The organism is Methylotenera sp. G11, from assembly GCF_000799735.1.
In the GTDB taxonomy this organism is placed as follows: Bacteria; Pseudomonadota; Gammaproteobacteria; order Burkholderiales; family Methylophilaceae; genus Methylotenera.
On the sequence record NZ_JUHH01000001.1, the window covers coordinates 2396728 to 2423716 of the forward strand.

The 26989-nt window shown below is 51.4% G+C and carries 25 protein-coding genes; 15 read left to right on the plus strand and 10 right to left on the minus strand.

The genetic code is table 11. From position 1 onward, the window contains the following. Nucleotides 1–506: 506 nt before the first annotated feature. From GQ51_RS11255 to GQ51_RS11265, 3 genes are read right to left on the minus strand one after another with little or no spacing between them, the layout of a single operon-like run. Nucleotides 507–791: a hypothetical protein gene (locus GQ51_RS11255; RefSeq protein ID WP_047553042.1), complete on the minus strand. Its 285-nt coding sequence runs from the start codon at nucleotides 789–791 to the stop codon at nucleotides 507–509. Nucleotides 792–802: 11 nt separating this feature from the next. Next, nucleotides 803–1867, minus strand: a complete 1065-nt coding sequence (locus tag GQ51_RS11260; protein ID WP_052177821.1) for a DMT family transporter — start codon at nucleotides 1865–1867, stop codon at nucleotides 803–805. A 53-nt stretch (nucleotides 1868–1920) separates the two neighbouring features. Then, on the minus strand, nucleotides 1921–2343 hold the full coding sequence (locus tag GQ51_RS11265) for a group II truncated hemoglobin (RefSeq protein ID WP_047553045.1): 423 nt from the start codon (nucleotides 2341–2343) through the stop codon (nucleotides 1921–1923). 462 nt (nucleotides 2344–2805) lie between these two features. Between GQ51_RS11265 and GQ51_RS11270 the strand changes: the two genes are divergently transcribed. From GQ51_RS11270 to GQ51_RS11315, 10 genes are all read left to right on the plus strand, one after another. Beyond that, nucleotides 2806–4503 (plus strand): APC family permease, encoded by a 1698-nt coding sequence (locus GQ51_RS11270; protein ID WP_047553047.1) that lies wholly within the window; start codon nucleotides 2806–2808, stop codon nucleotides 4501–4503. Between the two features lie 210 nt (nucleotides 4504–4713). Then, nucleotides 4714–6906, plus strand: a complete 2193-nt coding sequence (locus GQ51_RS11275; protein ID WP_047553049.1) for an oxidoreductase — start codon at nucleotides 4714–4716, stop codon at nucleotides 6904–6906. Between the two features lie 197 nt (nucleotides 6907–7103). Next, the gene (locus GQ51_RS11280; protein WP_047553051.1) at nucleotides 7104–9230 is read left to right on the plus strand and encodes a (Fe-S)-binding protein; all 2127 of its coding nucleotides are present in this window, start codon (nucleotides 7104–7106) and stop codon (nucleotides 9228–9230) included. 7 nt (nucleotides 9231–9237) lie between these two features. Beyond that, a complete protein-coding gene (locus GQ51_RS11285; protein WP_081987183.1) occupies nucleotides 9238–10671 on the plus strand; it encodes a hypothetical protein in 1434 nt (477 codons plus the stop codon). Then, a complete protein-coding gene (locus GQ51_RS11290; RefSeq protein WP_047553054.1) occupies nucleotides 10668–11462 on the plus strand; it encodes an electron transfer flavoprotein subunit beta/FixA family protein in 795 nt (264 codons plus the stop codon). Before GQ51_RS11285 ends, GQ51_RS11290 begins: the two co-directional genes overlap by 4 nt. A 2-nt stretch (nucleotides 11463–11464) precedes the next feature. Continuing rightward, nucleotides 11465–12430 carry an electron transfer flavoprotein subunit alpha/FixB family protein gene (locus tag GQ51_RS11295; RefSeq protein WP_047553056.1) on the plus strand — a complete coding sequence of 322 codons (966 nt, stop codon included), beginning with the start codon at nucleotides 11465–11467 and terminating at the stop codon, nucleotides 12428–12430. Nucleotides 12431–12685: 255 nt separating this feature from the next. Further along, complete coding sequence (locus tag GQ51_RS11300; protein WP_047553058.1) at nucleotides 12686–13288, plus strand: dimethylamine monooxygenase subunit DmmA family protein; 603 nt, start codon at nucleotides 12686–12688, stop codon at nucleotides 13286–13288. Further along, nucleotides 13285–14238, plus strand: coding sequence for a PDR/VanB family oxidoreductase (locus GQ51_RS11305; protein WP_047553061.1), 954 nt, complete (start codon nucleotides 13285–13287; stop codon nucleotides 14236–14238). Before GQ51_RS11300 ends, GQ51_RS11305 begins: the two co-directional genes overlap by 4 nt. 62 nt (nucleotides 14239–14300) lie before the next feature. Next, entirely contained in the window at nucleotides 14301–15341 is a 1041-nt protein-coding gene (locus GQ51_RS11310; RefSeq protein WP_047553064.1) for a heme-dependent oxidative N-demethylase family protein, read from the plus strand. 124 nt (nucleotides 15342–15465) lie between these two features. Then, nucleotides 15466–16290 carry a TorF family putative porin gene (locus GQ51_RS11315; protein WP_047553067.1) on the plus strand — a complete coding sequence of 275 codons (825 nt, stop codon included), beginning with the start codon at nucleotides 15466–15468 and terminating at the stop codon, nucleotides 16288–16290. Between the two features lie 112 nt (nucleotides 16291–16402). Here GQ51_RS11315 and GQ51_RS11320 read toward each other — a convergent pair whose 3' ends face one another. After that, entirely contained in the window at nucleotides 16403–17764 is a 1362-nt protein-coding gene (locus GQ51_RS11320; RefSeq protein WP_047553069.1) for a PAS domain-containing protein, read from the minus strand. Between the two features lie 53 nt (nucleotides 17765–17817). Here GQ51_RS11320 and GQ51_RS11325 point away from each other — a divergent pair, with 53 nt between their 5' ends. Together GQ51_RS11325 and narL are read left to right on the plus strand one after the other, a co-directional pair. Then, nucleotides 17818–19659, plus strand: a complete 1842-nt coding sequence (locus GQ51_RS11325) for a histidine kinase (RefSeq protein WP_200884422.1) — start codon at nucleotides 17818–17820, stop codon at nucleotides 19657–19659. Nucleotides 19660–19682: 23 nt separating this feature from the next. Next, nucleotides 19683–20321: a two-component system response regulator NarL gene (narL, locus tag GQ51_RS11330; RefSeq protein ID WP_047553072.1), complete on the plus strand. Its 639-nt coding sequence runs from the start codon at nucleotides 19683–19685 to the stop codon at nucleotides 20319–20321. Between the two features lie 120 nt (nucleotides 20322–20441). On the opposite strand, the gene ribH is transcribed toward narL, so the two are convergent. After that, complete coding sequence (ribH, locus tag GQ51_RS11335; RefSeq protein WP_047553075.1) at nucleotides 20442–20891, minus strand: 6,7-dimethyl-8-ribityllumazine synthase; 450 nt, start codon at nucleotides 20889–20891, stop codon at nucleotides 20442–20444. Between the two features lie 4 nt (nucleotides 20892–20895). Further along, on the minus strand, nucleotides 20896–21054 hold the full coding sequence (locus GQ51_RS12475; RefSeq protein ID WP_160280011.1) for a hypothetical protein: 159 nt from the start codon (nucleotides 21052–21054) through the stop codon (nucleotides 20896–20898). 294 nt (nucleotides 21055–21348) lie between these two features. Between GQ51_RS12475 and GQ51_RS11340 the strand changes: the two genes are divergently transcribed. After that, the gene (locus GQ51_RS11340) at nucleotides 21349–23013 is read left to right on the plus strand and encodes an APC family permease (protein ID WP_235276235.1); all 1665 of its coding nucleotides are present in this window, start codon (nucleotides 21349–21351) and stop codon (nucleotides 23011–23013) included. Nucleotides 23014–23090: 77 nt separating this feature from the next. Here GQ51_RS11340 and GQ51_RS11345 read toward each other — a convergent pair whose 3' ends face one another. Next, nucleotides 23091–23408, minus strand: coding sequence for a thioredoxin family protein (locus GQ51_RS11345; protein ID WP_047553078.1), 318 nt, complete (start codon nucleotides 23406–23408; stop codon nucleotides 23091–23093). Nucleotides 23409–23617: 209 nt separating this feature from the next. Here GQ51_RS11345 and GQ51_RS11350 point away from each other — a divergent pair, with 209 nt between their 5' ends. Together GQ51_RS11350 and GQ51_RS11355 are read left to right on the plus strand one after the other, a co-directional pair. Next, nucleotides 23618–24235: a DUF4202 domain-containing protein gene (locus tag GQ51_RS11350; protein ID WP_235276219.1), complete on the plus strand. Its 618-nt coding sequence runs from the start codon at nucleotides 23618–23620 to the stop codon at nucleotides 24233–24235. 79 nt (nucleotides 24236–24314) lie between these two features. After that, a complete protein-coding gene (locus tag GQ51_RS11355; protein WP_047553081.1) occupies nucleotides 24315–24632 on the plus strand; it encodes a PepSY domain-containing protein in 318 nt (105 codons plus the stop codon). Nucleotides 24633–24636: 4 nt separating this feature from the next. Here GQ51_RS11355 and GQ51_RS11360 read toward each other — a convergent pair whose 3' ends face one another. The 3 genes from GQ51_RS11360 to GQ51_RS11370 are packed head-to-tail and all read right to left on the minus strand — an operon-like array spanning nucleotide 24637 to nucleotide 26974. After that, a complete protein-coding gene (locus GQ51_RS11360; RefSeq protein WP_047553084.1) occupies nucleotides 24637–25968 on the minus strand; it encodes an ATP-binding protein in 1332 nt (443 codons plus the stop codon). Continuing rightward, nucleotides 25968–26633 carry a response regulator transcription factor gene (locus tag GQ51_RS11365; protein ID WP_081987145.1) on the minus strand — a complete coding sequence of 222 codons (666 nt, stop codon included), beginning with the start codon at nucleotides 26631–26633 and terminating at the stop codon, nucleotides 25968–25970. Before GQ51_RS11365 ends, GQ51_RS11360 begins: the two co-directional genes overlap by 1 nt. 2 nt (nucleotides 26634–26635) lie before the next feature. Further along, nucleotides 26636–26974: a PepSY domain-containing protein gene (locus tag GQ51_RS11370; protein ID WP_052177822.1), complete on the minus strand. Its 339-nt coding sequence runs from the start codon at nucleotides 26972–26974 to the stop codon at nucleotides 26636–26638. Between the last annotated feature and the right edge of the window lie 15 nt (nucleotides 26975–26989).

Sequence of the window (26989 nt, forward strand, 5' to 3'; positions counted from 1 at the left end):
GGTTAGGGTGGGGATGAAATTAAAGCCTGCATAGTGCAACAGGTACATTTCCACCCCAACCTTCCCCCTGATTGGGGGAAGGCGTGAAGCCGCGCAGCTTTGGGCGGCTCATGGGTTTAACGCTCCGTTGAGGGGCGCCTCTCCTAATAAGCCGCCGGGGCTTGTCTGGTGCCTGGACTTGCTCAGGTGCTTTCTGCGGTTTTTTCTTAGACTGGTTTGTGGCTTGTTTATTCGCCGGATGACAGCACGAATATCCGGGCGCAGATCAGGCAAACGGCACTTGCCCCGCCAATGACCAGAAACGCCAATACGTCAGCGCCTGCATAACCCCAAAAACTACTCATTTTCTACTCCTTCGTTCATCTGTTTGATAATCATCTGCCAGGCTGGCTGTTGCGTTGCAATCGGCTTTTTCAGGGCATGGTTTTAAACCCATGGTTTTCAAGCTATCGTTTTCAACCAGCCCGATCTTTAAATAGGGTGTGCCGTGTTTAAAATGCGGAGGGCTAAGGCAGCAGCAGCCCGGTATCTACCATCCGCGAAACGCCGAAATCAGACAGTTTATACTTGAAGCGCAGCTTCGATTGCTTGCCATCGGTCTCCAGTTTTTCTTCAATCCTGTGTATCAGTCCGGCTGCCGATAATTCATCGAGGGCGATGTTCAGGGTTTTCTCCCTGAAGGTACCGGTTTCGCTGTATTCATGCAGTGCTTTTCTGGTGAGCTCATAATCCCAGAGTGATCCGGATCTGCTGAGCGTGGTTAACAGATAGCCTTTTTGATGCAGTTTCATTCATGTGCTCCTTACTGGTCGACATCACGTAGATTGGCAATGGATTCGGCTGATTCACTGAACATGACAAAGCTGCCTAATATCGTGAAAATAAGCCCTAGTATGAAATACCATTCCGGGAGCTGCAAGGTAAACGCAGCAATAAAAATCAGTGCAAACACTGCGTAGAGGTTGCCTATCGCTTCACCGCGCCCGACCCCGATCAGGCTGAAGCTCTTGTAGAACGCCGTGTAACAGTAGGCATGGCATGCCGCCGCCAGCAATATCCACAGCATGGCCTTGCTATGCGTGACGGTATTGATCACAAGTTCTGCAATTGGCAAGTCCGTGAGCAGCGCCAGTGCCGGCAGTATCAGCATGCCCCAGAATAATATTTCAAAAGAAAAACGGCAGTGTATGCCGACATCCGGATCGGAAACATCCATAGCCCTGGCTGCGACCGCGCCTTCGGTTCCCCAGCCGATTGCGGACATGATGCCGCCAAGATACCCCAGCCAGGCATTCGGGTTGCTTGCGTTCATTTCACCGAACAGGCCGGGTCCATAGATGATCATGCCGCCAAAAATGATGATGCACATGCCGATCGCCGCACGCCTGGAGATTTTTTCTTTGTACCATAACCTTGCGATAATGGCGCCAATGACCGGATAAAACAAAGACGAGATTGCGGCGAATACCGGCCCGATAAAGCCCATGGCCATATAAGAACCGAAAATTGCCAATGGGCCACCGCACAGGGAAGCCAGCGCATACCATTTGGATATGGACCTGAACCTGACGATGGTGCGGCCATAGTCCTTGACCTTGCCCAGCACCGTATTCCAGAGCAGTAAAAACAGGAACACCGTAATCGCATGTATCCAGGTCATGACCGCTGTTGCCGTCAGGCGCATGGATTGCTGGTCAACCGCAATCTCCGAGTAGGGGAATTCGGACCAGAGCGCGGTACCCGGCACATACCACGCGCCCCATAATATGGCTGTCCATAATGCCCACATGAATCCCCAGCGCTGGTTGTGCGCGTAGTGTTTGTGCAATGCCAGGCTTAAGCCCGCATTGGAAGATATGTTTGCCATATTAAATATACCCGATGCTGATCAATGGAAAATGGATTTTGACTGGCCGTTCGCTAGTCGCTGCGATTGACGAGCGCGTTGGCAATGGTGGTAAAGTTTGCCATCAGCTTGAGTTTTATCTCAGCGTTAATGCCGACCTGGTCAATCGCCATATCCATGCATTTGAGCCAGATGTCTTTTGTTTCGCTGTTAATCTCTACGTGTTCGTGCATTAGCCTGACATTTGAATGGCCGTGTTTCTCAACATACAGTTTCGGACCGCCTAAAAAACCCGACAGGAAATTGAACTGCTCCACGCGGGAGTGCGCGATGCCGTTTCCGCGCAGATGCAGCAGATGCAATTTGGTTCCTTCCGGATGCTGTTCAACCAGGTCGTAGAAGACCTGAACCAGGTTTTGTACGCCATGCTCGCCGCCGATGGAGTCGTAGAGGGATTTTTTTTCTACTGCATGATGAGAACTTGTATGGTTTATCATGTTTTTATTCCAGTCTAGGGTTGGTTATCAATAACGCAAACGCAGCAGCCTGTTTGTTTGTAGCCTGGTTACCGGGTTTGTTTATCCGCTTTATATATCAAGTACATACGGCACATACTAAACAGTATGCACGGTATTAAACATCACCTTGAAGAGGTAACACAAAAGTAGTATCTGCACATGCCGCATGTATGGAGGGGTACGTTTATATTGCCGTAAGGGTGCAGCTACCACTTAAAGAGTAATCCGTAGTGGTGATTGCAGGCGGGCGGTGATTGCTATCAAATGACTCGTGCATTTAGGGGTTTTGTAGTGATTCCGTATGTTCAGGTTGATTAAGTAGCAGGTTGTTTAAGTAGTAAGTAGTAAGACTAGATTCTTTCGCTTTACCCGGTTGCATTGAGGTCATCACAAGCTATGTATGACCAGATGTTGAAAATTATTTTTTGAAGGGGACTTAAATTGAGCTCAAATTCGTCAGTTGATGCAATTTCAGCTGATCTTTCCGAGAACGTCGTCGTACAAAATGCGACGTTACACAGAAAGATCGGCTGGCAAGGTGCATTTTGGGTGGCAAGCGGCGTTCCGGCGCTTGTTCTGTTTTCAATCGGCGCGATTGCCGCCACTGTTGGTAAGCCTGCTTGGATGATATGGGCGATATCAATTACCTTTGGTTTTATACAAGCTTTTACTTATGCCGAGATTGCCGGATTGTTTCCGCATAAGTCGGGCGGTGCATCGATTTATGGTGCTGTTGCATGGGTAAGGTATAGCAAGTTCATCGCGCCGGTTTCCGTATGGTGTAACTGGTTTGCCTGGTCGCCGGTACTCGCGATCGGTTCCGGGCTCGCGGCAGGCTACATGCTGAGCGCGCTGTTTGCACCCGATGCCGTGATCAATACCTGGCAGCTGACTTTGCTGGATCTGAGCGCGATCAAGGCCGGGCTGGCGCTGAGGATTAACGCGACGTTTATCCTGGGTGCTTCGGTATTGCTGACGGTATTCTTTATTCAGCATGGCGGTATTCTGCGTTCTGCAAGAACCACGATGATACTTGGCGTTATCGCGTTGATTCCGCTGATGCTGATTGGCCTGGTGCCATTGATCACCGGTGATACTGCGCAGGCAAACTTCTTCCCGCTGGCACCGCTGGCGCACGATGCCGCAGGCAACGTGATCGATGGCGTGTGGGGTATTGAAGGCTGGAAGCTGATGGCTGGCGGCCTGTTCATTGCGGCATGGTCTACTTATGGTTTTGAAACAGCGGTTTGCTACACACGTGAGTTCAAGAACCCGAAATCAGATACCTTCAAGGCTATTTTTTATTCCGGTTTGCTGTGTGTCGCGGTGTTTACATTGGTGCCTATCGCTTTCCAGAGCCATTTAGGTTTAGGTCAGATGGTAACGCCGGCTGTTCTGGATGATGCCGGTGCCGTGGTTACGCCAGCTGTGTACAGCGGCATGCTGGAGGCTTCCATCTATAGCGGCATGGGGGTTGCTGCGGCATTCTCTGACATTGTGGGCGGCGGTAAATTTATCGGTAACCTGATGATTATTATGATGGTATTGGCTTTGCTGCTGTCTATCATGACGTCAATGGCCGGTTCCTCACGCACTTTGTACCAGGCTTCTGTGGATGGCTGGCTGCCTAAGTATCTGTCACGGGTCAATGAGCATGGCGCACCTACCAGCGCAATGTGGACGGATCTTTGCTTTAACCTGATCTTGCTCATGATGTCTGATTATGTGTTTGTGCTCGCGGCATCCAACATCGGCTACATCATCTTTAACTTCCTGAACCTTAACTCAGGCTGGATCCACAGAATGGATCGTCCAAACTGGGAGCGTCCGTATAAAGCACCTTTGATCCTGATTACTCTGGGTGGCATACTGGGTTATGTCAACCTGGCGATCATGGGCCTGGGCGCTGACGTATGGGGCGACGGCACGCTGAAAACCGGTTTGGTGTTTGCTGCATTGATCATTCCTGTCTTTATCTACAGGCACTATGTTCAGGATAAAGGCGTGTTCCCTAAACAGATGCTGGAAGACATGCATATCGACGGGCACGAAACAGGGGTGACCAACCGTGCCGGCGTCCTGCCATACCTGGCGATCGCCACCGGCGTAGTTTTGGTCTGGTTCATGCACAGTCTGTAGTCTCAGCACACGAGGCTCGCACCTGGGTGGGCTGACCGTGTTCAATAGAAAAGGGCGGAGATGTGAATCTCCCCCTTTTTTTCACTGGTATTTGTGCCGTTGCGGCTAGTAATACCTAGGTAGTAAGCCATGAGTGTAATTGTGTCTCCGCGGCATCGCGATGAGAATGGCAGGTAAGTTAATTCCATTCACACAACCGGAGATGAAAAAATGGCACGCGATCCAAAACACGACATTTTGTTTGAACCAATCCAGATTGGTCCTAAAACATTACGCAATCGCTTTTATCAGGTACCGCATTGTATTGGTGCTGGTTCAGATAAACCTGGCTTCCAGGCAGCGCACCGCTCAATGAAAGCTGAGGGCGGCTGGGCAGCGATGAATACCGAGTACTGCTCGATCAACCCTGAATCAGACGATACACATCGTTTGTCAGCACGTATCTGGGACGAAGGCGATGTGCGCAATTTACGCGCAATGACTGAAGAAGTCCACAAATACGGCGCATTGGCTGGCGTAGAGTTATGGTACGGCGGCGCACACGCGCCAAACATGGAATCCCGTGCTACGCCACGCGGCCCAAGCCAGTATGCATCAGAATTCGAAACACTGTCCTATTGTAAAGAAATGGACTTGAGCGACATCGCTCAGGTGCAGCAATACTATGTAGATGCCGCTAAACGTTCACGTGATGCCGGTTTCGACATCATTTACGTTTATGGCGCGCACTCATACCTGCCGCTGCAGTTCCTGAACCCATACTACAACAAGCGTACTGATAAATACGGCGGCTCATTGGAGAACCGTGCGCGTTTCTGGCTGGAAACTCTGGAAAAAGTGAAACGTGCCGTGGGTGACGAGTGTGCGATTGCAACACGTTTTGCGGTGGATACCGTATATGGTCCAGGCCAGATCGAAGTTGAAGTGGACGGTATGAAGTTCGTTGAGCTTGCCGATCCGCTGCTGGACTTGTGGGACGTGGATGTTGGCGATATTGCAGAGTGGGGCGAGGATGCAGGTCCATCACGTTTCTACCAGCAAGGTCACCAAGTGCCTTGGACCAAGTTCGTAAAACAGGTATCTAAAAAACCGGTGTTAGGCGTTGGCCGTTTTGTTGATCCTGAAAAAATGACTGAAATCGTGACTAAAGGCTATGCCGATATTATCGGTTGCGCACGTCCATCGATTGCAGACCCATTCCTGCCACAAAAAATCGAGCAAGGCCGTTACGACGACATCCGTGTTTGTATCGGTTGTAACGTTTGTATCTCTCGCTGGGAAATCGGCGGACCTCCAATGATTTGTACTCAAAATGCGACAGCAGGTGAAGAATATCGCCGCGGCTGGCATCCAGAGAAATTCCGTCAGACCAAAACTAAAGATTCAGTATTGATCGTAGGTGCAGGTCCATCCGGTTCTGAAGCGGCTCGTGTATTGATGGAAAGCGGTTACACCGTTCACTTGACAGATACAGCTGAAAAAATCGGCGGTCATCTGAACCAGATCACTACCTTGCCTGGCTTGGGTGAGTGGAGCTATCACCGTGATTACCGTGAAACCCAGATCAACAAACTGGTTAAGAAAAACAAGGAAAGCCAGGTTGCATTAGGCCAGAAACCGATGACAGCTGATGACGTGCTGCAATACGGCGCGGATAAAGTGATTATCGCAACTGGTGCCAAATGGAACACAGACGGTACCAACTGCCTGACACATGAAGCCATTCCAGGTGCTGACGCTTCATTGCCTGATCAGCTGACACCGGAACAAGTCATGGAAGGCAAGAAGAAAATCGGTAAACGCGTAGTGATCCTGAACGCTGATACTTATTTCATGGCACCTAGCCTGGCTGAAAAACTGGCCACGGATGGTCATGAAGTGACGATCGTGTCTGGCGTGCATCTGGCTAACTACATGCACTTCACACTTGAGTATCCAAACATGATGCGTCGTCTGCACGAGTTGCATGTTGAAGAGCTAGGTGACCACTTCTGCTCAAGGATCGAGCCAGGTCGTCTGGAGATCTACAACATCTGGGGTGACGGTTCAAAACGTACTTACCGTGGTCCAGGCGTTTCTCCACGCGATGCCAATACAACGCACCGCTGGCTGGAATTTGATTCACTGATCCTGGTAACAGGCCGTCATTCAGAGTGCACATTGTGGAACGAGCTTAAAGCACGTGAATCAGAGTGGGCCGAGAACGACATCAAAGGCATCTACCTGATTGGTGACGCTGAAGCACCGCGTCTGATTGCTGATGCAACTTTCACTGGTCACCGTGTGGCGCGTGAGATTGAAGAAGCTAATCCACAGATTGCTATCCCATACAAACGTGAAACCATCGCTTGGGGTACACCGCATATGCCAGGTGGCAATTTCAAAATCGAGTACAAGGTTTAGTGTACAAGGTTTAAACCATGACTGATGCATGGTCGCCGATGCCAAATCGGTGGCCATGCCCAATCAATAAAGCATTTATCCCAGTTGGAAATATTAAGTTGTAAGTCTTAAGTTTCAAATCGTAAGTTACAAATTGTCAGTTTCAAGTTGCCTCAGGGCTATACGGATTTAATTAAATTAAAAAATAGGTGATACATATGAATGATCCTACAGAAATCACTAGAATACTTTTCCAGGACTTTAACCCTAAGGCGATCTATTTATTTTACGCAATCGGCTATCTGGCCATTGCCGTGTTTATTTATGGTGTTTATGTACAGATACGTAAATACCGTCGTGGCAAGCCTGACGGCTCATGGAACGAATTGTTCCAGCGTTTTGTTGAAATGGTTAAAACCATGGCGACACACCGCACACTGGTGCGCCGCGACAAAAGTGCAGGTCGTGCCCATGGCCTGATATTCTTCGGTTTTGTGCTGCTGTTCATCGGCACTGCAACCATCACCCTTGAGTACGACATTCTTGAGCCTTTATTCGGCGTCAAGTTCTGGTACGGCAATTTTTACCTGCTGTTCTCGCTGATTCTTGATCTGGCAGGGGTGGGTGTCATTGCAGGTCTTATTTACATGATGTACCGCCGTAAATGGATGCACCTGCCTAAGCTGGATTACAAACGCGTCGACAGGCAGGAAGGCGACCCGGATTTTGATCGCAGCGAATACCGTCGCGAAGACTGGGCATTCCTGTGGTCATTCATCCTGATCGGCATCACCGGTTTCGTACTGGAAGCGACACGCCTGGTATGGCTGAGCGATAGCCCTAATGTGTGGGACTACAGATTCTGGTCTCCGGTCGGTGCGATACTGGCGCATATCATGCAGGCATTGGGCCTGACCGCTGATGGCGCCGGCTCATTCCGCCCAGTGCTGTGGTGGTTCCATGGTCTGCTGTCACTGACCTTTATCGCATGTATTCCGTACACAAAGATCAAGCATATCTTCACCGCTGCGTCTTCATTGATGTTTAAAGACCCGCTGGCTGGCAGAAGGCTGCCGCGCATTCCGGATGACCAGAAGACCGCGGGTTATAAAAACATCACTGACCTGACCTGGAAGAACCTGCTGCACCTGGATGCCTGCACCAAATGCGGCCGCTGCCAGGAAGCCTGCCCGGCCAATGCCGTGGGTGCGCCGTTGTCACCGCGTGACGTGATCCTGTCGCTGCGTGAGTTTGCAAATAAAACATTAAGCGCTAAAGAACTGCCGAAAGAAGCCGAGCTGGATATTCACGGTAAAGATGTGGGTCAGGTGTTCATGGAAACATTATGGTCATGCAGAACTTGCCTGGCCTGCGTGGAAATCTGCCCGGTAGCCGTTGAACACGTGCCTATCATCGTGCAGATGCGCCGTAACCTGGTTGAGGCTGGTGAAATGGAACCTATCCTTGAGAAAACATTGCAGACGATTCATAAAACCGGTAACTCATTCGGTGAATCCAAGCGCAAGAGAGCAAGCTGGGCTAAAGACCTGCCGTTTGAAATCAAAGACGCAAGGAAAGAGCCGGTCGATATTCTCTGGTTTGTGGGCGACTACGCTTCATTCGACCCGCGCAACCAGAAAGTCACCAGGTCATTCGCAAAACTCATGCACAACGCCGGTATTAACTTTGGCTTGCTGTTTGAGGCTGAAATGAACGCCGGCAACGACTTGCGCCGTGTCGGGGAAGAAGGCCTGTATGAGCTGCTGGCAACCTCCAATATCGGAACGCTGCAATCCTGCGACTTTAAATCGATTGTGACGACAGACCCGCACTCATTCAACACGATTCGCAACGAGTACCCGGATTTTGGCGGCAAGTTCGAGATCAATCACTACACGACACTGGTGAAGCAGTTGATCGAGAATGGCAATATCAAGCTCAAGAAAAAACTGGATTATCGCGTTACTTTCCATGACCCATGCCATCTGGGACGCTATAACAAAGGCTTTGATGCGCCGCGTGACGTCATCAAGCTGCTGGGTTGTGAGCTGGTTGAAATGGCGCGTAACCGTGACAACTCGTTCTGCTGCGGTGCCGGTGGCGGCCGTATCTGGATCCCTGATCCGGTAGGTATCGAAAAACCATCCGCTAACCGTATGCGTGAAGCTGGTCAGATTGAAGGCCTGGATGTGTTCATCGTTTCCTGTCCTAAAGACCTGACCATGTTTGAAGATGCGCTTAAAACGTCAGGTTATGAAGGCAAGTTCGTGGTACGTGAGCTGATCGAGCTGATTGACGAGTGCGTTGAGTACGAAGTATGGGAAGAAACTGCAGTCGCCGAGTGAGATGAAAATGCAGGATAGCGCTGATGCACTCGTTAAGCTGGCAATCAAGGCAGGTGATCCTTATGTAGCCGCCGCAGTTCATGAACTGGCGACGGGCGCCTCAAAAAGGCGGCTCGAAGCACAGATGATGGGCACAAGGCGTACCGCATTATCACTTGCCAGATGGGAGCACACACCTGCATCAGTGCTGGCAGCATTGTCTGGCATTGGCGACGACGCAGTGGATTTGAGGCTGGATAAGAACCCGAATACGGCAGCCGGGGTTTTATCCAACCTGTATGTAGATGCAAGCAATAAAAAGAATCTGGATTTAACCAAGCTCATTGCGCAGCATCGCAACAGTGAAGCCGGTATTTTAAAAGCGATTGCGCTGCATGCAGAGGATGCAGAGAGCTTGCTGGCGCTCAGCAAGAACCCATCGGCCAATGCTGAAGTGCTGACTTGTTTATCGGCGCGGCTGGCAGAGGATGAATTGAGTGTCGCCGTCAATAAGAATATCGCGCAAAACATCTCGGCACCGGCTGATTTGCTTGAGCGAATCTACAGGCAGTCTGACCTGCATACCCAGGCAGCCATTATTGGCCACGTGAATTGCCCGGATGCACTCATCGCAGAGGCGATGGACAGTGAAGACCTGCTGGTGATGCGTACGCTGGCCAGGGATAAAAGGGTGACGGTCGATACGCTTGGCAGATATGCAAGAAGTGATGATGCCGGGGTCAGGTGCGGCGTTGCTGCCAATGCCGCTACGCCGGTGTCATTGATCAGCGATCTGATCAATGACAGAAGTGAACTGGTAAGGCGTGAAATCGCATCACGTGATGATCTGCTGCCAGTGCACATTGTGAAGCTGCTGGTTGATACGGATGTCTGGGTGCGGCAACGTCTGGCACGCAATGAGATTGCACCTTTGCCAGTGTTGAAAGCGTTTGCCGCTGATGCGCAGGCGGATGTCAGGAGGGCGGTGGCAAGAAATGCGCAATGCCCGCTGGAGCTGCTTGAATCGCTGGCGACAGATAGCAATGCGTGGGTGCGCGCTGCCGTGGCTTATCAGCACCATTCGCCGCCGGAACTGCTGGTCGCATTGGCAGAGGATGAAGATGTGGATGTGCTGAGCGGGGTGGCAAACAACCCGAACACACCGCAGCGGATCCTGGAGAAGCTGGTGGCATCTGGCGAAGCGGATGTGCGCAGGGGGGTCATTTTAAACAAGGCGGCGACACGGCACACGTTATTGCCGCTGCTGGAAGACCCCTACTACCTGCATCGCATATTGATGGTAGCGAATCCCAGCATGCATGAGCTGGATAAATGGAATTTACGTGAAGACCCTGATTATCAGGTCAGGTTCTCGGTATATCGGTGGGCAGTTAAAAATATTGCACCAATTAACGCAAGGTACATTGTTGGTAACGAAGTTATAAGGAGACGGAGAGTATGAAAATATTAGTAGCGGTTAAACAGGTAGCAGCATTGGAAGAAGATTTCGAGATACGGGCTGACGGCAAGGACGTAGACGAAGATTTCATGCTGTATGACTTAAACGAATGGGACGACTATTCACTTGAAGAAGCGATGAAAATCAAGGAAGCAAGTGATACTGAAGTCGAGGTGGTGGTGGTTTCAGTAGGCCCTGACCGCGTGGATGAGAGCCTGCGTAAATGCCTTGCCAAAGGTGCTGACCGTGCCATCAGGGTTTGGGACGATAGCGCAGAAGGTTCCGATGCCGTTGTGATCGGCCGCATCCTGGCAGAAACGATCAAGAAAGAAGCGCCTGACATGGTGTTTGCAGGCGTGCAGTCATCTGACCAGGCTTATGCATCGACCGGTATTTCAGTGGCATCTTACCTGAACTGGCCGCATGCGGCTGTGGTGGCAGACCTGCAATACAAACCAGGTGACAATAAAGCCGTAGTACGCCGCGAGCTGGAAGGCGGCCTGCTGCAGGAAGTTGAAATCAACTGCCCGGCAGTACTGACCATCCAGCTGGGTATTAACAAACCACGTTACGCTTCACTGCGCGGTATCAAGCAGGCTGCAACCAAGCCGATTGAAGAGGTTTCACTGGGAGACCTCGGCCTTTCAGCAGATGATGTAGGCGCTGCTAAATCCATGTCACGCGTACGCCGCATGTATGTTCCTGAGAAGGGTCGCGCAACGATGATTGAAGGTACGCTGGCAGAGCAGGCGGCAAAAATCATCCAAATTATTAATGAATTCAAAGGAGCATAATTATGAGCAAAATATTGGTTATTGCAGAACATCGCCGCAACGAGTTACGCCCGGTAACTTTTGAGTTGATCGGCGCTGCAAACGGACTTAAACAAGGTGCCGATGACAAGGTGGTCGTCGCCGTGATCGGCAGCCAGGCCGATAGCTTCGTGCCGGCTTTATCCGTAAACGGTGTGGATGAAGTGGTTGTGGTGAAAGGCCCGTCTGCAGATTTTGACCCGGACGTGTTTGAAGCATCCGTGTCTGCACTGATCGCATCAAACAGCCCGTCAGTCGTGCTGCTGCCGCACTCAGTGGATTCACTCGGTTACGCTTCTACATTGGCAAGCAAAGCCGGTTACGGTTTTGCTACGGATGTGTTCATTGCTGAATATCAGGGCGGTGACCTGGTTGCAACGCGTGGCGGATATAACCAGAAAGTCAACGTCGAAGTTGATTTCCCAGGCAAGGCAACCGTAGTGCTGACAGTGCGCCCAAGCGTATTCAAGCCTCTGGAAGGCAGTGCCAGCCCGGTAGTGACTAACTTTGACCTGCCTGCGGTGCAGTCACGCAGCCAGAACAAAGACTATATTGAAGCTGGCGGCGGTAACGACATCGATATTACAACGGTTGATTTCATCATGTCGATCGGCCGTGGTATCGGTGAAGAAACCAACGTTGAGCAATTCCGCGAACTGGCTGAAACGGCAGGCGCGACATTATGCTGCTCACGTCCGATCGCCGATGCCGGCTGGCTGCCTAAATCAAGGCAGGTTGGTCAATCAGGCAAAGTGGTTGGTTCATGCAAGCTTTATGTTGCACTGGGCATTTCCGGCTCTATCCAGCACATGGCCGGCATGAAGCATGTGCCTACCATTGTTGCCGTGAATACGGATCCGGGCGCTTCGATCTTCACCATTGCTAAATACGGTATCGTTGCCGATATATTCGAGATGGAAGAAGAGCTGAGGAACCAGCTGGCCGCTTAATTTCCCGCAGCGGGATTGATAGCCGGCAGTTTGTTACAGGCAGGGCACATGCATGTGCCCTGCTTTTTTATTGGCGGCAATATGCTGCGCTTGCCTTGCCGCTACAGGCCTACCCCTTTTGTAGTACAACTTCAAGATAATTTTCCCTACCACACTATTTCTATAGTCTTGTTAACAGAGTGTTACAGACAGATGAAATGACTGTGCGTAACAGCAGCCTATTACAAGCAATTTTATTTATTAAAAGAGATTACTATGGAACGCGGTTACTGGATTAAAAGTAAACCTGTCTATACCTCGCTGGTGTGGCATGAAAAAGCAACCTCGCATTTGGTGCTTGCTGCCGGTATAGGTGGTATGGCGGCACTGAAGCTGTTTCAACAGATGCATCCCGCACAGCCTGTCACGGTGCTGTATGCGAAATACGCGCAGATGGAAGTCGATTACTCTGCAACCCTGAAAAAAATAGTCCCCGATAACCTGCATGTATTCAAGTTTGAAGAAGACCTGCTGACCGAGCTGAAAAGCATCATGCCGCATATGCGCATGGGCTTGCGTATCTATGTTGCCGGTTCAGAAGGTTTTATATGGGATGTTGCCAAGGTGGTGAAGCCATTCGGCGTCGAAAATGACCACATCATGAAAGAGTTGACCGATACATTGGCACGCAGCGTTTACTGCGTACATTGCAAGGCTATTACCAGAAACGTCACCACCAATATCGTGCAGTGCTGCGGCTGTGAACGCATGCTTTTTGTACGTGACCATTTTTCAAGAAACCTGGGGGCGTACATGGGGTTAATGGTTGACGCCGAATCTCCAGGAGAGTTGCCTGCTATTGAGGAGATATACCCATGAACATGATAGACGTAAGAGTGGCTGCGGTTGAACAAGTGACCCCGCTGATCAAACATTTCAAATTTGTAAAAGAAGATGGTTCGCAGTTGCCGCCTTTTTCGGGAGGCAGCCATATCGTGGTTGCAATGGATGCGGAAGGCAGGACTTACCGGAATCCGTATTCGCTGATGGGGTCGCCGACAGACACCGATGCCTACCATATTTCGGTGAGGCGCCAGGAGAACTCCAGGGGCGGTTCGGCTTACATGCATGAAAATGTCCGTGTCGGCATGACGCTGAAGATCACGCATCCGGTCAACCTGTTTACGCTGGCTAAAATGGCGCATAAGCATGTCCTGATCGCAGGCGGCATCGGCATTACGCCGTTCATGTCGCAGATTGAAGACCTCAACCGGATCGGCGCGGATTATGAACTGCATTACGCTTTCAGGTCCTATAAACAGGCTGCATTCGTTGAAGAGTTGCAGAAAGCCTGCGGCAATAAACTGCACTGTCACAGCGACAGTGATGGCCACCGGCTGGATATGGAAGCATTGCTGCGGAGCCAGCCATTAGGCACGCATGTGTATGTGTGCGGACCATCGCCTATGGTGGTTGCGGTGCTGGAAACGGCCAAGAACCTCGGCTGGCCGGACAGCAATGTGCATAACGAGCAGTTCCTTGCGCCACCGGTAGGCGAGACATTCAAAGTGCAGCTGGCACAATCCAATATCGAAGTTCAGGTGCCTGCCGAAATGAGCATGCTGGAGGCGATTGAAGCTGCCGGCGTACAGGCGGATTACCTGTGTCGTGGCGGCGTCTGCGGACGCTGTGAATTAAGCGTGCTGGAGTGTGACGGCGGCCTTGAACACAATGACCATTTCCTGACGGAATCAGAAAAAGCCTCGTGCAGCAAAATCATGCCGTGCGTATCCCGCACAAAAGGTAAACGCCTGGTGCTGGATCTGTAGCTGCGGATATTGACTGTTTTATTAATATTTATAAATTTAAAAGTGGCTGGATAAGGCAAAAAATGGCACTCAATTTTAAGCAAGAGACGTTTAGGGACGACTATACCTACAAAAATTCAGAGGAAGCGATCAAGCGGTTTCCGTTTCCTTTTCCTGAAGACCAATATATGTATTCGGTCAATATTGAGCCGCATACAAAAGGCAAGCCTGGCTCGGTATATGAGTTTCCGTTTGATGTAGACGAGCATTATGTTGCCGAGTGCAAGGACAGGGCCATTACGCTGGAGCAGGATGCCGGCAGGTATCAGGCGCTGCCGCACATGATGGATGCGCAGTGGGATTTCCTTGAACTGACGATGGAATCGCTTGCTAACGACTACCCGGAACATTTCACCTTAACTAAAAACGGATCAAGCTGGACTTGGGAAAACAGGCCGCTGGGCATTCACGACACGTTCACTTTCGGTGACAGTTCAACCTTGCCCAGGGAACCGCTTGACTATATGGGGCGGCAGGTGCAGGGCGACTTCGTGCTGCTCGACCAGCGCGACGAGACTTTATATGCCGATGCAGGCATGGTGACCTGCCAGGCTGACTGGTCGCTCGCGTTCAATGTCGGCATGTCCTGGCGGGAGTGGCATGGCCCGGTACCGAGGGCAACCGAGCTCGGTGTGATGGATCGGGCACTCAAGTTCCTGCTCAACCTGCAGCTTGCTAACCCGGTGCGCCGCCTTAACTGGACCATGACAGTGAACCCGCGGCTGGATACTTCCCCAGAGAACTACCCGTACTGGGGTGGAGACAGGAATAAAGTGAACGCGGAGAATGTCAGTGACCTGATTCACCTGCGCGTTGAACTGCAGAGCCTGTTCCGGCTGCCGCGCAGCAATGCGATCGTATTCAGCATCCGCTGCTACCTGATCAGCCTTAAGGATATCGCAACTTATCCGCGATGGGCAAAACGCCTGTATCGCGTGCAGAAAACCATGCATCCGGACCTGATCGAATACAAAGGCATGACCAAGTTCCATCCTCTGGTCGTGGAATGGCTATCCCAGTTCGAGGATGGCGCGGATCTGGGCATAGGCACACAGCCGGAGTAAGAAAAACAAGAATCGGAAAAAATCTATCTATGGAATATTCAAGTCAGGCGTATTGCATAGTAGTGGTGTTGTTTTACTGAATCAACCTTTCTGGATTAATTTACTTAAGTAACTAAGGGGTACTATGAAACATTTATCAAAGTCAGCCATGCTGACAGTTCTACTGGCTTCCGCCTTCGGTGCCATGCCACTTGCCAACGCAGCGGAAGAAGCCGCGGCACCGGCAGCAGCGCCAGCGTCACCGCACACCTTGACCACCAACATCGGTTTCTTCACCGACTACACGTTCCGCGGCATTTCCTATACTAAAGAACGCGGCGCAGTCCAAGGCGGCATTGACTACTCACATAGCAGCGGCTTCTACCTCGGCGTCTGGGGTACTAATGTCAATAATGAAGCCCTCTACGGCAACACGGTAGAAGTCGACGTCTATGGCGGCTACCTGCGTCCATTGACTGATGACCTCAGCATCAACGTCGGCTTCCTGCAGTTCTTCTACCCGGACAGCAACCACCCAGGTGCCGGCACAGCCAACAAAGGCGGCTCACCTAACACCACCGAACTGAATGCAGCGCTGACCTACAAATACTTCACGCTCAAGCACTCCTATGCCGTCACCAACTTCTTCGGCCTCAACGACAGACTGCTTGGCAACGGAGACACACGCGGATCCGGCTACACGGAACTCAACTTCAACTACAAACTCCCGGTCGCGGACCTGAACCTGGCTTTGCATGTAGGCCGCCAGACAGTACATAACTACTCACAGGCCAACTACACGGACTGGCTGGTAGGCGTCAACAAAGACTTCTCGATTGCCGGCACGACAGGCTGGAACGCAGGTGTCAACTACACCACGACCAATGCCAGTGACAGCTGGTATGTGGATGCCAAAGGCTGGGAAACCGGTAATGACCGCTTTATCGGTTATATCAAACGCACATTCTAGTTTGATTGATTAAGTATCAAAGTCTGACAAGCAAACAGGTACTTTAAGTACCTGTTTGTTTATATGGAGGCTGGCAGCTGGTACATGCCATCTGCCTGAATGAACGGGGCTATCAATGCACGGAGATCGTCACGTTGTGGTGCTTCTCAGGAATTTCGGTGATGAAGCCCTCAAGCGCCAGCAGTTCGCCGGTGCTTGAGAAAATGCCGCGGCCATGTTCCTGTACGAACTTGATGTCGCCCTTGCGGGTGATGATCCTGTAGATGATGTTGAATTTCTCATCTTTGGTGATCTGCTGGTTAATGGACTCCCAGACTGCGTTCCTGTCGCTGGGGTGAATGATCATGTTGTAGGTCAGGTTTGAGTCGTGCAGCAGCTCCAGGGAATCATATCCGGTGACGTCGATACAGCCTTCACTGATGAACTCGAACGCCCAGGAGCGGTCATGCCTGCAACGGTAGACCATGCCAGGGATATGGCTTAACAGTGCATTGGCCGCACGTTTGTTGGCTGCGCCTAATGCTTCGGCTTCTTTGATGTCCTGAATGTCCGTGATGGTGCCGATGACGCTGGCCCGTTCACCGACGATATTCGAGGAGGATTTTGCGCGAATGCGGAACCAGTTGGAGGCACCCTGAAGCGAGATAAGCCGTAAATCGATCGTAAAGCTGGGTTTCCTGCCGTAAGCAACAGAGTCAAGCCTGGATTCGATCATGAGCTTGTCTTCAGGGTGTGCATAGGTCGATATGGTCTGATGGAGGCTGTCTTTGATTTTGAACTCCAGGTACTGCTCCCATGCCGGATTCAGGAAAATGATCTTGCCATCCGTGTCGAGCTGAAAAACGATTTGTTCAAGTTTGTCGATAATGAAATGGTAGTTAAACTGCGGTTCAAAATTACTGCTGGGAGTATGTTCTGCCGATAGCGGCGTGAACTGGAACAGCGTCAGGTTGCCATCGCCATGGTCGCGCATTTTTGTGAGGCTGGCATTGGAGGGTATGGCTGAACCATCCAGGCCGAGCAGGCGAATCTTGGTGGCTTCGTTTTTTGTTTTTCCGGTCACGGCTTCGGCGTTGAGTTCGGCAAATAGTTTGTGGTCGGCAGGGTGGATGATATTGGTCAAAGGCATGTCTTTGATCTGGTCTTCCAGGCCGATGAGGCCTAATGCCTGCAGGAATGGTGTGTTCACGAATTTGACTGTTAAATCATCAAGCACCACCGCCGGTGAAGATAATGCATTTGATGCTTCTTTGAGCCAGCTTGTCTGCTGTGATGATTCACTTTTATGCTGGGGGTTCCGTTTAGCCAGCAAGGGCTGAATGATAAAAACGAGCGCAGCGGAAAATATTGTCACCACTACAGAGATTAAAATGGCAACATGTGATAAAAAAGGACCTTCAATGCTGTACCATGAGCTAAGTATTATTAAAAAAATAATGCTTGTGGTGAGCATTGCAAAGATAAACACACTCATGACGATGAGCCTTAATTTGACAAAATATGAGTATAAGAAGAACTAGTTGAAATATGCAAAATATTTTAAATATCTTTAAGACCTTACGCAGTTACATCATCAATCACAAGCTTTATGCAAACCTGCATCTGCTGGTGTTTTCATTGGTGCTGACGGTGGTCGTCATCCAGGCGAGCTCCCTGTTTCTGTATGATTACATCCCGAATCACCTGGCGACGATCGGCCAGGCCTACAAAGACCAGTCGCTGTGGAAACTGGAGGTTTATAAACTGGAGCGTACCCCGGAACTGAAGGGTGAGGATTTTGTTCACCTGAATGCCAGTTTAAGCAACTTTAACGACCGCCCCTATGTATGGAGCAAAAGCCAGCATGATACCAAGCTGGCAGGCGCCTACGACAAGCTGTATCAGGCACATCAGAAATTTTCTTCGGCGCGTGTGCGCGGAGTCGCGAAATACCAGCTGCTGGAATACGCCCGTGATGTGATCGGCGCTTATGATGAATTTATCGAAGCGTCTCAAAGCGACATCATCATTAAACAATCCGTAGTGCAGATCATGCAGCTGGTCTGTGTCTTTATCACGATATCCATCGGGGCATGCATCATGTTTGCCTTATGGGGCGTGCTGATCACGCGGCTCGGCAAGATCTATGAGCTGATACCGGAAGACCTGCTGCCGGAAGACAAGAATTATCAGTATGAAGATGAGCTGGAACGGCTGGAAAAGTTAACGGCGGAGATCTCGGCCAGGCTTGAAGGTTTCCAGGTTGAAAGCGCATGGACCAACAAGAACAGCATGGAAAGAATGCGTAAGATGCTGGTTTCGCAGGACTTCCTGTTCAAGCTCGCAAAGCTGGTGGCGAAGTCGGATTTAAGTGAAATGACGATCAAGAAAATTCTTTATTCCATGGAGAGTACCCTGGCCGTCAAGAATGTAGCGCTGATATTCAGTGACAGCGGTTCCCGCATCACGCCGCAGCGCGCGCTGTATTCCAATAGCTGGCCCTTGTCTTTTGATGAAAGCATGTTTGACACGAACCTGCACATGCTGACGGTGAATCATGAAACCAAACTCATCAAAGGCGAGTGCATACAATGCGTCACGATCCCGTTGCCTGGCCCAAGCCGGTGGTTAGGGATATTGCTGATCGAAACCGAGGCGAATCATTATTTTGAAGATACTGAAATCCAGCTGATCGAGGTGACCTCCCAGATGCTGGCGCTTTCTATGGGTTTCCAGGCCAGGGAGCAGGAGGGCCGCCGGGTCGCTTTGCTGGAAGAACGTGCCGTCATCGCCAGGGAACTGCATGACTCTCTGGCGCAATCCCTGTCTTATATGAAATTCCAGCTGGCGCGCCTGCAGTCGAACTATGGCCCCGGCCTGGCTGAATCCGGCGCGGCGGTGATTGTTGATGATTTGCGGGAAGGGCTGGATAATGCATACCGTGAACTCAGGGAACTGCTGACAACGTTCAGGGTGCAGATGGATGTGCGCGGGCTCGACCATGTGCTTGAGGAAACCATCAATGAGTTTTCCAGCCGATCAAACTTGTCCATTGCACTGGATAACAGGTTGCAGGAATGCAGGCTCACGGTGAATGAAGAATTTCACCTGCTGCATGTGATACGCGAGGCCCTGTCTAATATCGTGCGGCATTCAGGTGCCGATAAGGTCACGATTTCCCTGGTTTTGCAGTCAACAGGGGATGTGGTGGTGACAGTGGATGATAATGGTATTGGTTCTTCATTTGATGAGTCGAAGCCACACCATTATGGATTAGCGATTATGACGGAGCGCGCCCATTGTCTGGGTGGCAGTATTGAAATCACACCTCGCCGCCTCGGTGGGATGCGTGTGCGCCTGCAGTTCAGGCCAAAGAGTGATGGTGTTTAGTTAAGCAGGCGTAGGAGGCCAAGATGGAAACGACAACGACAGTAGTTATTATTGATGACCATGCCTTGTTCCGCAGGGGTGTCAGGCAGATGATTTCCTCTGATCCTGAATTTACCGTGGTCGGCGAAGCCGCATCCGGCCTCGAGGGCCTGGAGGTGGTTGCGGAACTTAAGCCGGGCCTGGTGCTGGTTGACCTCAATATGAAAGGCATGAACGGCATTGAAACGGTGGCGCGCATCAAAGAAGCCAAGCTGGAGTCGAAATGTATCATGCTGACGGTGTCCGATGCGGAGGCTGACCTGCTTGAAGCGTTACGCGCAGGTGCCGACGGTTACCTGCTGAAGGATATGGAGCCCGAGGATCTATGTGCCAGCCTTAAAAAAGCCATGTCCGGCATGACCATTCTGCATGAGAGCCTGACCGAGATCCTGAAGAATGCGCTGATTCACCCGACGCTGAATAAAAAGGATGAAGATGTTTCGCTGACCGAGCGCGAGCGGGAAATCCTTGAGTGTCTTGCGAAAGGGTTGAACAACAAGACGATTGCCAGGGCTTTAGGCATCAGCGATACCACCGTGAAAGTACATATCAAGCACTTGCTGAGCAAGCTGAAATTAACAAGCCGCCTGGAGGCGGCAGTGTGGGCGCATAGCAAAAAGTAATGGTCTTTACCGGCCTGTGCCTGCGGGGAAACGGGCCGGCACGGTGCCGTATTTCTTCAGGCCTGTATTGCCCAGGCCGGGACGCTTAGCCGGCAAATTTTTTTAGCCGTGGCGCTTTAATTACAGCGCTTGTATCAGGTTGTACATTTCAACTGCGACCTGCGCCGCTTCTGTACCTTTGATGTGCATGCGGGCGATGGCCTGGTCGTCGTCTTCGGTGGTCAGTATTGCATTGGCTACCGGTATCCCGCTATTGAATTGTACTTCCACGATGCCGCGTGCCGATTCATTGGAAACCACTTCGAAATGATAGGTCTCACCGCGGATGATGGCGCCCAGTGCAATCAAGGCATCGTAGTTTTCACTCCAGGCCATGCGCTGCAATATCAGTGGTGCTTCGAGTGCGCCGGGAATCGTGGCGATAGTGATGTCATTGCTGTCTACGCCCAGCCTGAGCAATTCAGTTGTGCATGCGCTCAGCAAGCCGTCACCGATGTTGCTGTTGAATCTGGATAGCACGATACCGATCTGCATGCCCTGGCCATTTAGGTTTTTTTCAATTTCTCTCACGTTGTTAACTTTCTGCTATGTTTTTATTTTGAATATTCATTTTAGAAGACATGCCGGCCGGTTTTTGGCTTAATGCCCGGGCAATAACGTTATGCACGCAGTGAGTCGACGGGTGGTTGTTTTCCGGCTTACCCTGCGATTCATAATCATAGATTAATTTCATGATTTTTATTATTGCTATCAAGTACTACTCCCTATGTGGTAAGTCGAAGTGGTAATAGTCAGTGGTTTATCGTGTGGTTATGATGCAGCACGATGTGACGGGTGAGATCACGTTTAGCTTTCCCGCCCCCGATCGATAAGTGTATTTCTTTATAACTATATAGCATGTAAGTTGGTTTGCACGGCCGTGATGCCTTCGTAAATAAAAGGTGTTATGGCTGAAATTCAGGCATTCCATCTCGAGGAGGTTGAAGTGAAAAAAAACGAAGAAGTATTGGACGCCGTCACCGCAGATATGTGTGACGATGTAGTATCAGGCAATGCCTCACTGCATCGAACCATTAACTGGACTGGGGCGTTTTGGGTAGCGAGTGGTGTACCTGCTTTAGTGTTGTTTTCTATGGGTGCAATTGCAGCTACGGTAGGTAAACCAGCTTGGCTGGTGTGGATGATATCCATTGGGTTCGGATTTATACAGGCATTTACTTATGCTGAAATCGCAGGGCTCTTTCCGCATAAAACAGGGGGCGCTTCCGTATACGGTGCCGTGGCATGGGTAAGGTACAGCAAGTTTGTGGCACCGCTTTCCATCTGGTGTAACTGGGTAGCCTGGTCGCCGGTGCTTTCCATCGGTTCCGGCCTTGCGGCAGGTTATATCCTGACTGCCATGTTTGCTCCCGATGCGGCAATTAATACCTGGCAGCTTACATTGCTGGATCTGGGCATGCTTAAAGAGGGCCTGACGCTGCGTATCAATGCCACCTTTATTATCGGTGCTGCATTACTGATGCTGGTGTATTTTATCCAGAACGGCGGTATCCTGCGCTCAGCCAAAACCACCATGGTACTTGGTTTGGCAGCGCTGGTGCCTTTAGTGCTGATCGGCCTGGTGCCGCTGGTAACCGGTGATATGCCTGTAGATTACTTCTTCCCATTATCGCCTTTGGCCTATGACAGTGTAGGTAATGTTATCGATGGCCTGTGGGACATGAACGGTTGGGTGTTGATGGCTGGTGGCCTGTTTATTGCAGCCTGGTCTACCTATGGTTTTGAAACAGCAGTCTGCTATACACGTGAATTCAAAGATCCTAAAAAAGATACTTTCAAGGCCATCTTTTATTCAGGTTTGCTCTGCGTTGGCGTATTTACATTGGTTCCGCTGGCATTCCAGGGGCACCTTGGTTTAGGCCAGCTGGTGACACCGGCAGTGACTGATGCAAGCGGCGCAGTGACCAGTGCAGCGGTGTACGACGGTATGCTGGCACCTGATATCTACAGTGGTATGGGTGTTGCAAAAGCTTTGTCAAACATTCTTGGCACCAGTGCTTTCATTGCCAACCTGGTTGTAGTGATGCTGGTATTGGCATTGCTGCTGGCAATCATGACAACGATGTCCGGTGCATCACGTACGCTTTACCAGGGTTCAGCGGATGGTCTGCTGCCTAAGTTCCTGTCAAAAGTGAACGAGCATGGCGCGCCTACCAGCGCAATGTGGGCAAACATGGGCTTTAACTTTATACTGCTGATGATGTCTGATTATATGTTCCTGCTGGCAGCGGCCAACGTCAGCTACATCATTTTCAACTTCCTGAACCTGAATGCAGGCTGGATTCACCGTATGGACCGCCCGGACTGGGAACGACCATACAAAGCACCAACCATCCTGATCGTACTTGGCACGACATTGGCATTCGTCAATATTACAGTGATGGGTCTGGGCGCCAATATCTGGGGTGCAGGCACCCTGATGAGCGGCCTGGTGATGGCCGGCGCTGTGATCCCAATCTTTATCTGGCGCCATTACATTGTCGATAAAGGCGTGTTCCCTAAAGAAATGCTGGAAGATATGTATCTGGCTACGGATGATGACGGTAAATCATCAAAAGCCGGTGTGCTGCCTTACGTGGCCCTGGCTGCTGCGGTAGTGATCGTGTTTGTTACAAGTCAATTAGCCTCATAAGGGTTAATAGGAAAGCCCCAGGGTAAACCGCCCAGGGGTAACAGGGTGCGGGTGGCTAATAGCCACCCGTTTCTATTTCAGCGTGCAGATATCTGTTTTAATGCGTCGGTAATCATGCCTGTGTCAGCCGGGCGCACCAGGCGACCGGACTCGATGCCATCTTTCAGAAAAACTAGTGTGGGCCACAGCTTCACCGAATATGAACGCCCGAGGGGTTTGCCTTTGCCATCTTCTATCCTGATATGCCTGACGTTCGGGTATGCGCCCAAGGCGGCGGCAATGAGTGTTTGTGCTGCCTGGCAGTATCCGCACCAGACGGCCCCGAACTCTATGACTGTCGGACCTGCCAGCTGGTCCAGGTCTGCCCTTTTCAATGTATGATGATCTGCCTGCATATTTCCTGATTCCCCGATTAAATGATATTGAGCAGAATGGGTTTTGATGGTTCCGTATTCTGGGGCAAGTTTAAATCCTTATGTCGTGTGGCGTATATCTGCCGCGTTAAATGCGTCATAATCCATGCTCACGCCGGATGACGGTAACCAATGCTTGCAGCCGGGTTTCAGGCGCCGCAGGCATCGCAAAAAAAGGAAACAGGTTTAACATGATATTGAATGCAGAGCGCTTCGAGCGGGCGATCGCAGGCTTTGATGCCTTGAACAGGCAGGATCCGAGTTTTGATGAGTCCGCGGGACAGGCTATCCCGAAAGAACTGCTTTATTCCGAGCGCATGAGCGCCATGCTCAGGCGCTATGCTCCCGATGCTTCAGAGGCGCTGCAGCTCGCGGCCAGGTGCCAGCATATACAGCGCTGGAAAATCGCCCGTGCCAGCTACCCGATGACAAAGCCGGGTTATTACCAGTGGCGAACCGAGCTGAAATCCTTTCATGCCGGCATTGCACGCCAGGTGCTGACCGATGTCGGCTATGATGAGGCGACCGTGGCACGCGTATGTGCGCTGGTCGGTAAAACCCTGCCTGTGGCCGATGTCGAGGCGCAAACGCTGGAAGATGTAGTCGTGCTGGTGTTTCTGGAGAGCTACCTTGCGCAGTTCGTGGCCAGCCACAATGATTACGATGCGGCAAAGTTTGCAGATATCCTGAATAAAACCTTAAGAAAAACCTCCGCACGTGCGCGCAGCGCAGCACAGGCCATGATCGATCTGCCGGCTGACCTCAGGCCCCTCGTCGTGTCGCTGCTGGTGCAGTTTGAAGCGCATTGATAGATGGATGCGTTTTTAAGCTTGTATTAAGGTCGGCGGTGTAGATTAGGTTGCTCTAGTCACTAAAAGGAGCAATCTTATGAAAACATTTACCCGCAACTTAGTCATATTAAGCCTGCTGTCATTCGGCACGTTATCAGCCGCCTATGCGGATGATGACATTCAGGAAATGGAATCCATCGCCAAAGGCCTGGGCCTGATTTCGCTGGAAGAGGCGAAAACGAAAGCGCTGGCGGCAAAACCCGGCGTGGTAAAAGACGCAGAGCTGGAAGGCCGCAAGTTTGGCAAAGGCTGGGATTATGAATTTGAAATCGTTGATGCCGATGGCCGTGAGTGGGAGGTGAACATCGATGCCAAGACCGGCGCCGTAACCGGCACCAGCCGCGACTGGTTCTGAGGCCTTAGCTGTTATAAGGCTTGAACCTGACTTCTGCACGCAGGCCGCCCAATGCGGCGGATCTGCCGAAAGTCAGGGTTGCGCCGTAGCTGCCGGCAATGTCATGAACGATCGCGAGCCCGAGCCCGCTGCCCGGTTTGGATTCATCCGCGCGGAAACCGCGGCGGGTCAGTGAGTCCAGTTCAGGTGCCGCGCAGCCGGGGCCGTCATCTTCTACAATGAAAACGGGCGCATCAGCGCCGCTTGCCGTGAGCGAAACATTGCGTCGGCACCACTTGCAGGCATTATCAAGCAGGTTGCCCAGCATTTCCAACAGGTCTTCCTGGTCCCCGTGAAACTGGGTGTTCCCGGTAATTTCCCAGGTGATGTTGACGGCTTTGTCTGCGTACATCAGGCGCAGCGTATGCGTGAGCTGGGCGATTTCAGTTTTGAGGTCAACTTTCCGCATCGGGTGCGTGTCCCCGATCAAGCGGGCGCGTTTCAGTTCCCGCTCTATACTTTGGCTGATGGCATCCGTCGCGGCATAAATATCGCGGCGTATCTCGGGCAGGGCATTGATTTCCGGGCGTTCTGCCGCCTGGTTAAGCAGTGTCAGCCTGGTTTTGAGTGCATGTGCAAGGTTGCCTAATGATTCACGCGAGCGGCGCGATTTGTCATGCATTGCCGCCAGGAGACGATTGAGTTCCTCGATCAGGGGCGCTACTTCCGCCGGGCCTTTGGTTTCAATCTGGCTGACTTCACCGCGCCCCAGTCTGGCAATGTTCTCCTGTATGCCGCGCAGCGGCAGCAGCGCGTGGGCTACGATCAGCCACTGTATCGCCAGCAGGGCAATCAGGCCGGCCAGGGATACTAAAGCGTAAGTCAGCTGGAAACGGCTCATGCCGCTTTGCAGCGAGGTCAGGTTTTCTGCGATGGCGATCGTAATCGGCCGCTGTTGTTTCTGGTAACCGTGCGCTACGGCCAGCAAGGGCTGCTGTTCCGGTCCGGGCAGGTAGAGGTTGGCCTGCACGCCGGTTTGCAGTGGCTTGATATCGAGGTCTGCATCCCACAGCGAGCGTGAAGGCAGGCGTTGCTGGCCGGAAATGATGACATAGTAATAACCCGAGAATGGCCGTTGGTAAATTGCACTGAGGTGTTTAGCATCCAGTACCAGCTGGCCGTCAGCATCAAAGTGAGCGCCTGCTAACAGCGTTTCACCTTCGCGCTGAAGGCGGTCTATCATCTGGTTTTCGGTCAGTTTGTTGATCGTATAGGTGACCACCGCCCACTGCAGGGTGAGTAACACGATCAGGCTTAATATCAGCCCCCAGGTCAGGCGTCCTTTGAGCGATGCCATCACTGATCACCACTGAAAACATAGCCCTGGCCGCGCCTGGTCTGAATAAGCCCGGCGCCAATTTTCTGCCGCAGGCGGTTGATATACACCTCGATCACGTTGCTGTCCTTGTCTTCGTCATATTCGTATACATGCTCGGTCAGGATCGTTTTTGAGAGCACATGGCCGGGGTGCAGCATGAAATAACGCAGCAGGCGGAATTCCGTTCCTGTCAGGTTGTGGCGCTCGCCATTGTTCAGAATCACCGTCTGGGTCTGTTCATCCAGTTTGATGTGTGCGTGATGAAGTTCGCCGATGACCTTGGCAGAGCTTCGTTTCAGCACTGCGCTGATACGCGCCAGCAGTTCTTCGATCTGGAAAGGCTTGCCCAGGTAATCATCGGCGCCCGCATTGAATCCGGCGACTTTTTCCTGCCAGCCTGCGCGTGCAGTCAGGATAATGACGGGTGTATGCAGTTGCCTGCCTCGCCAGTTAGCCAGCACTTCCAGCCCGGGGCGCTTAGGCAAGCCCAGGTCGAGTACGATCAGGTCATAAGGCTCCAGTTCCCCCATCGTCTGTGCCTCAATGCCGTCTACAGCCAGGTCTGCCGCATAGCCGGCACGCTGCAGGGCGGATTGCAGCTGCGGCCCCAGTTTAATGTCATCTTCAGCCAGTAATAAGCGCATGATTAATCGTCACGCTCCATTTTCAGCAGTTTGCCAGTCTTGGCATCCAGCTTTAATTCCCAGACCTGGCTTTTATTATCCAGTATCTCGACTTCGTAAATGTAGGCGCCATTTTTTAGTTCAAGCTCGGTTTCCAGAATTTTCCCTGGCTTGATGGCTTTGGCAGAGCTGGTGATTTTTTCCAAAGGCAGGATCAGCCCGGCTTCGGATAGTTTGCGTGCGGTGAGCGGGCTTTCGTCTGCCCAGACAAAAGAAACGGCGAGCACCAGCAGCACTGTGAGTGCGGCAAGCCATAAGCCTGCGGTAGCAGGAAGTTTCGAGATGTTAAATCTGGCCGTCATTGCTATTTCTATCCT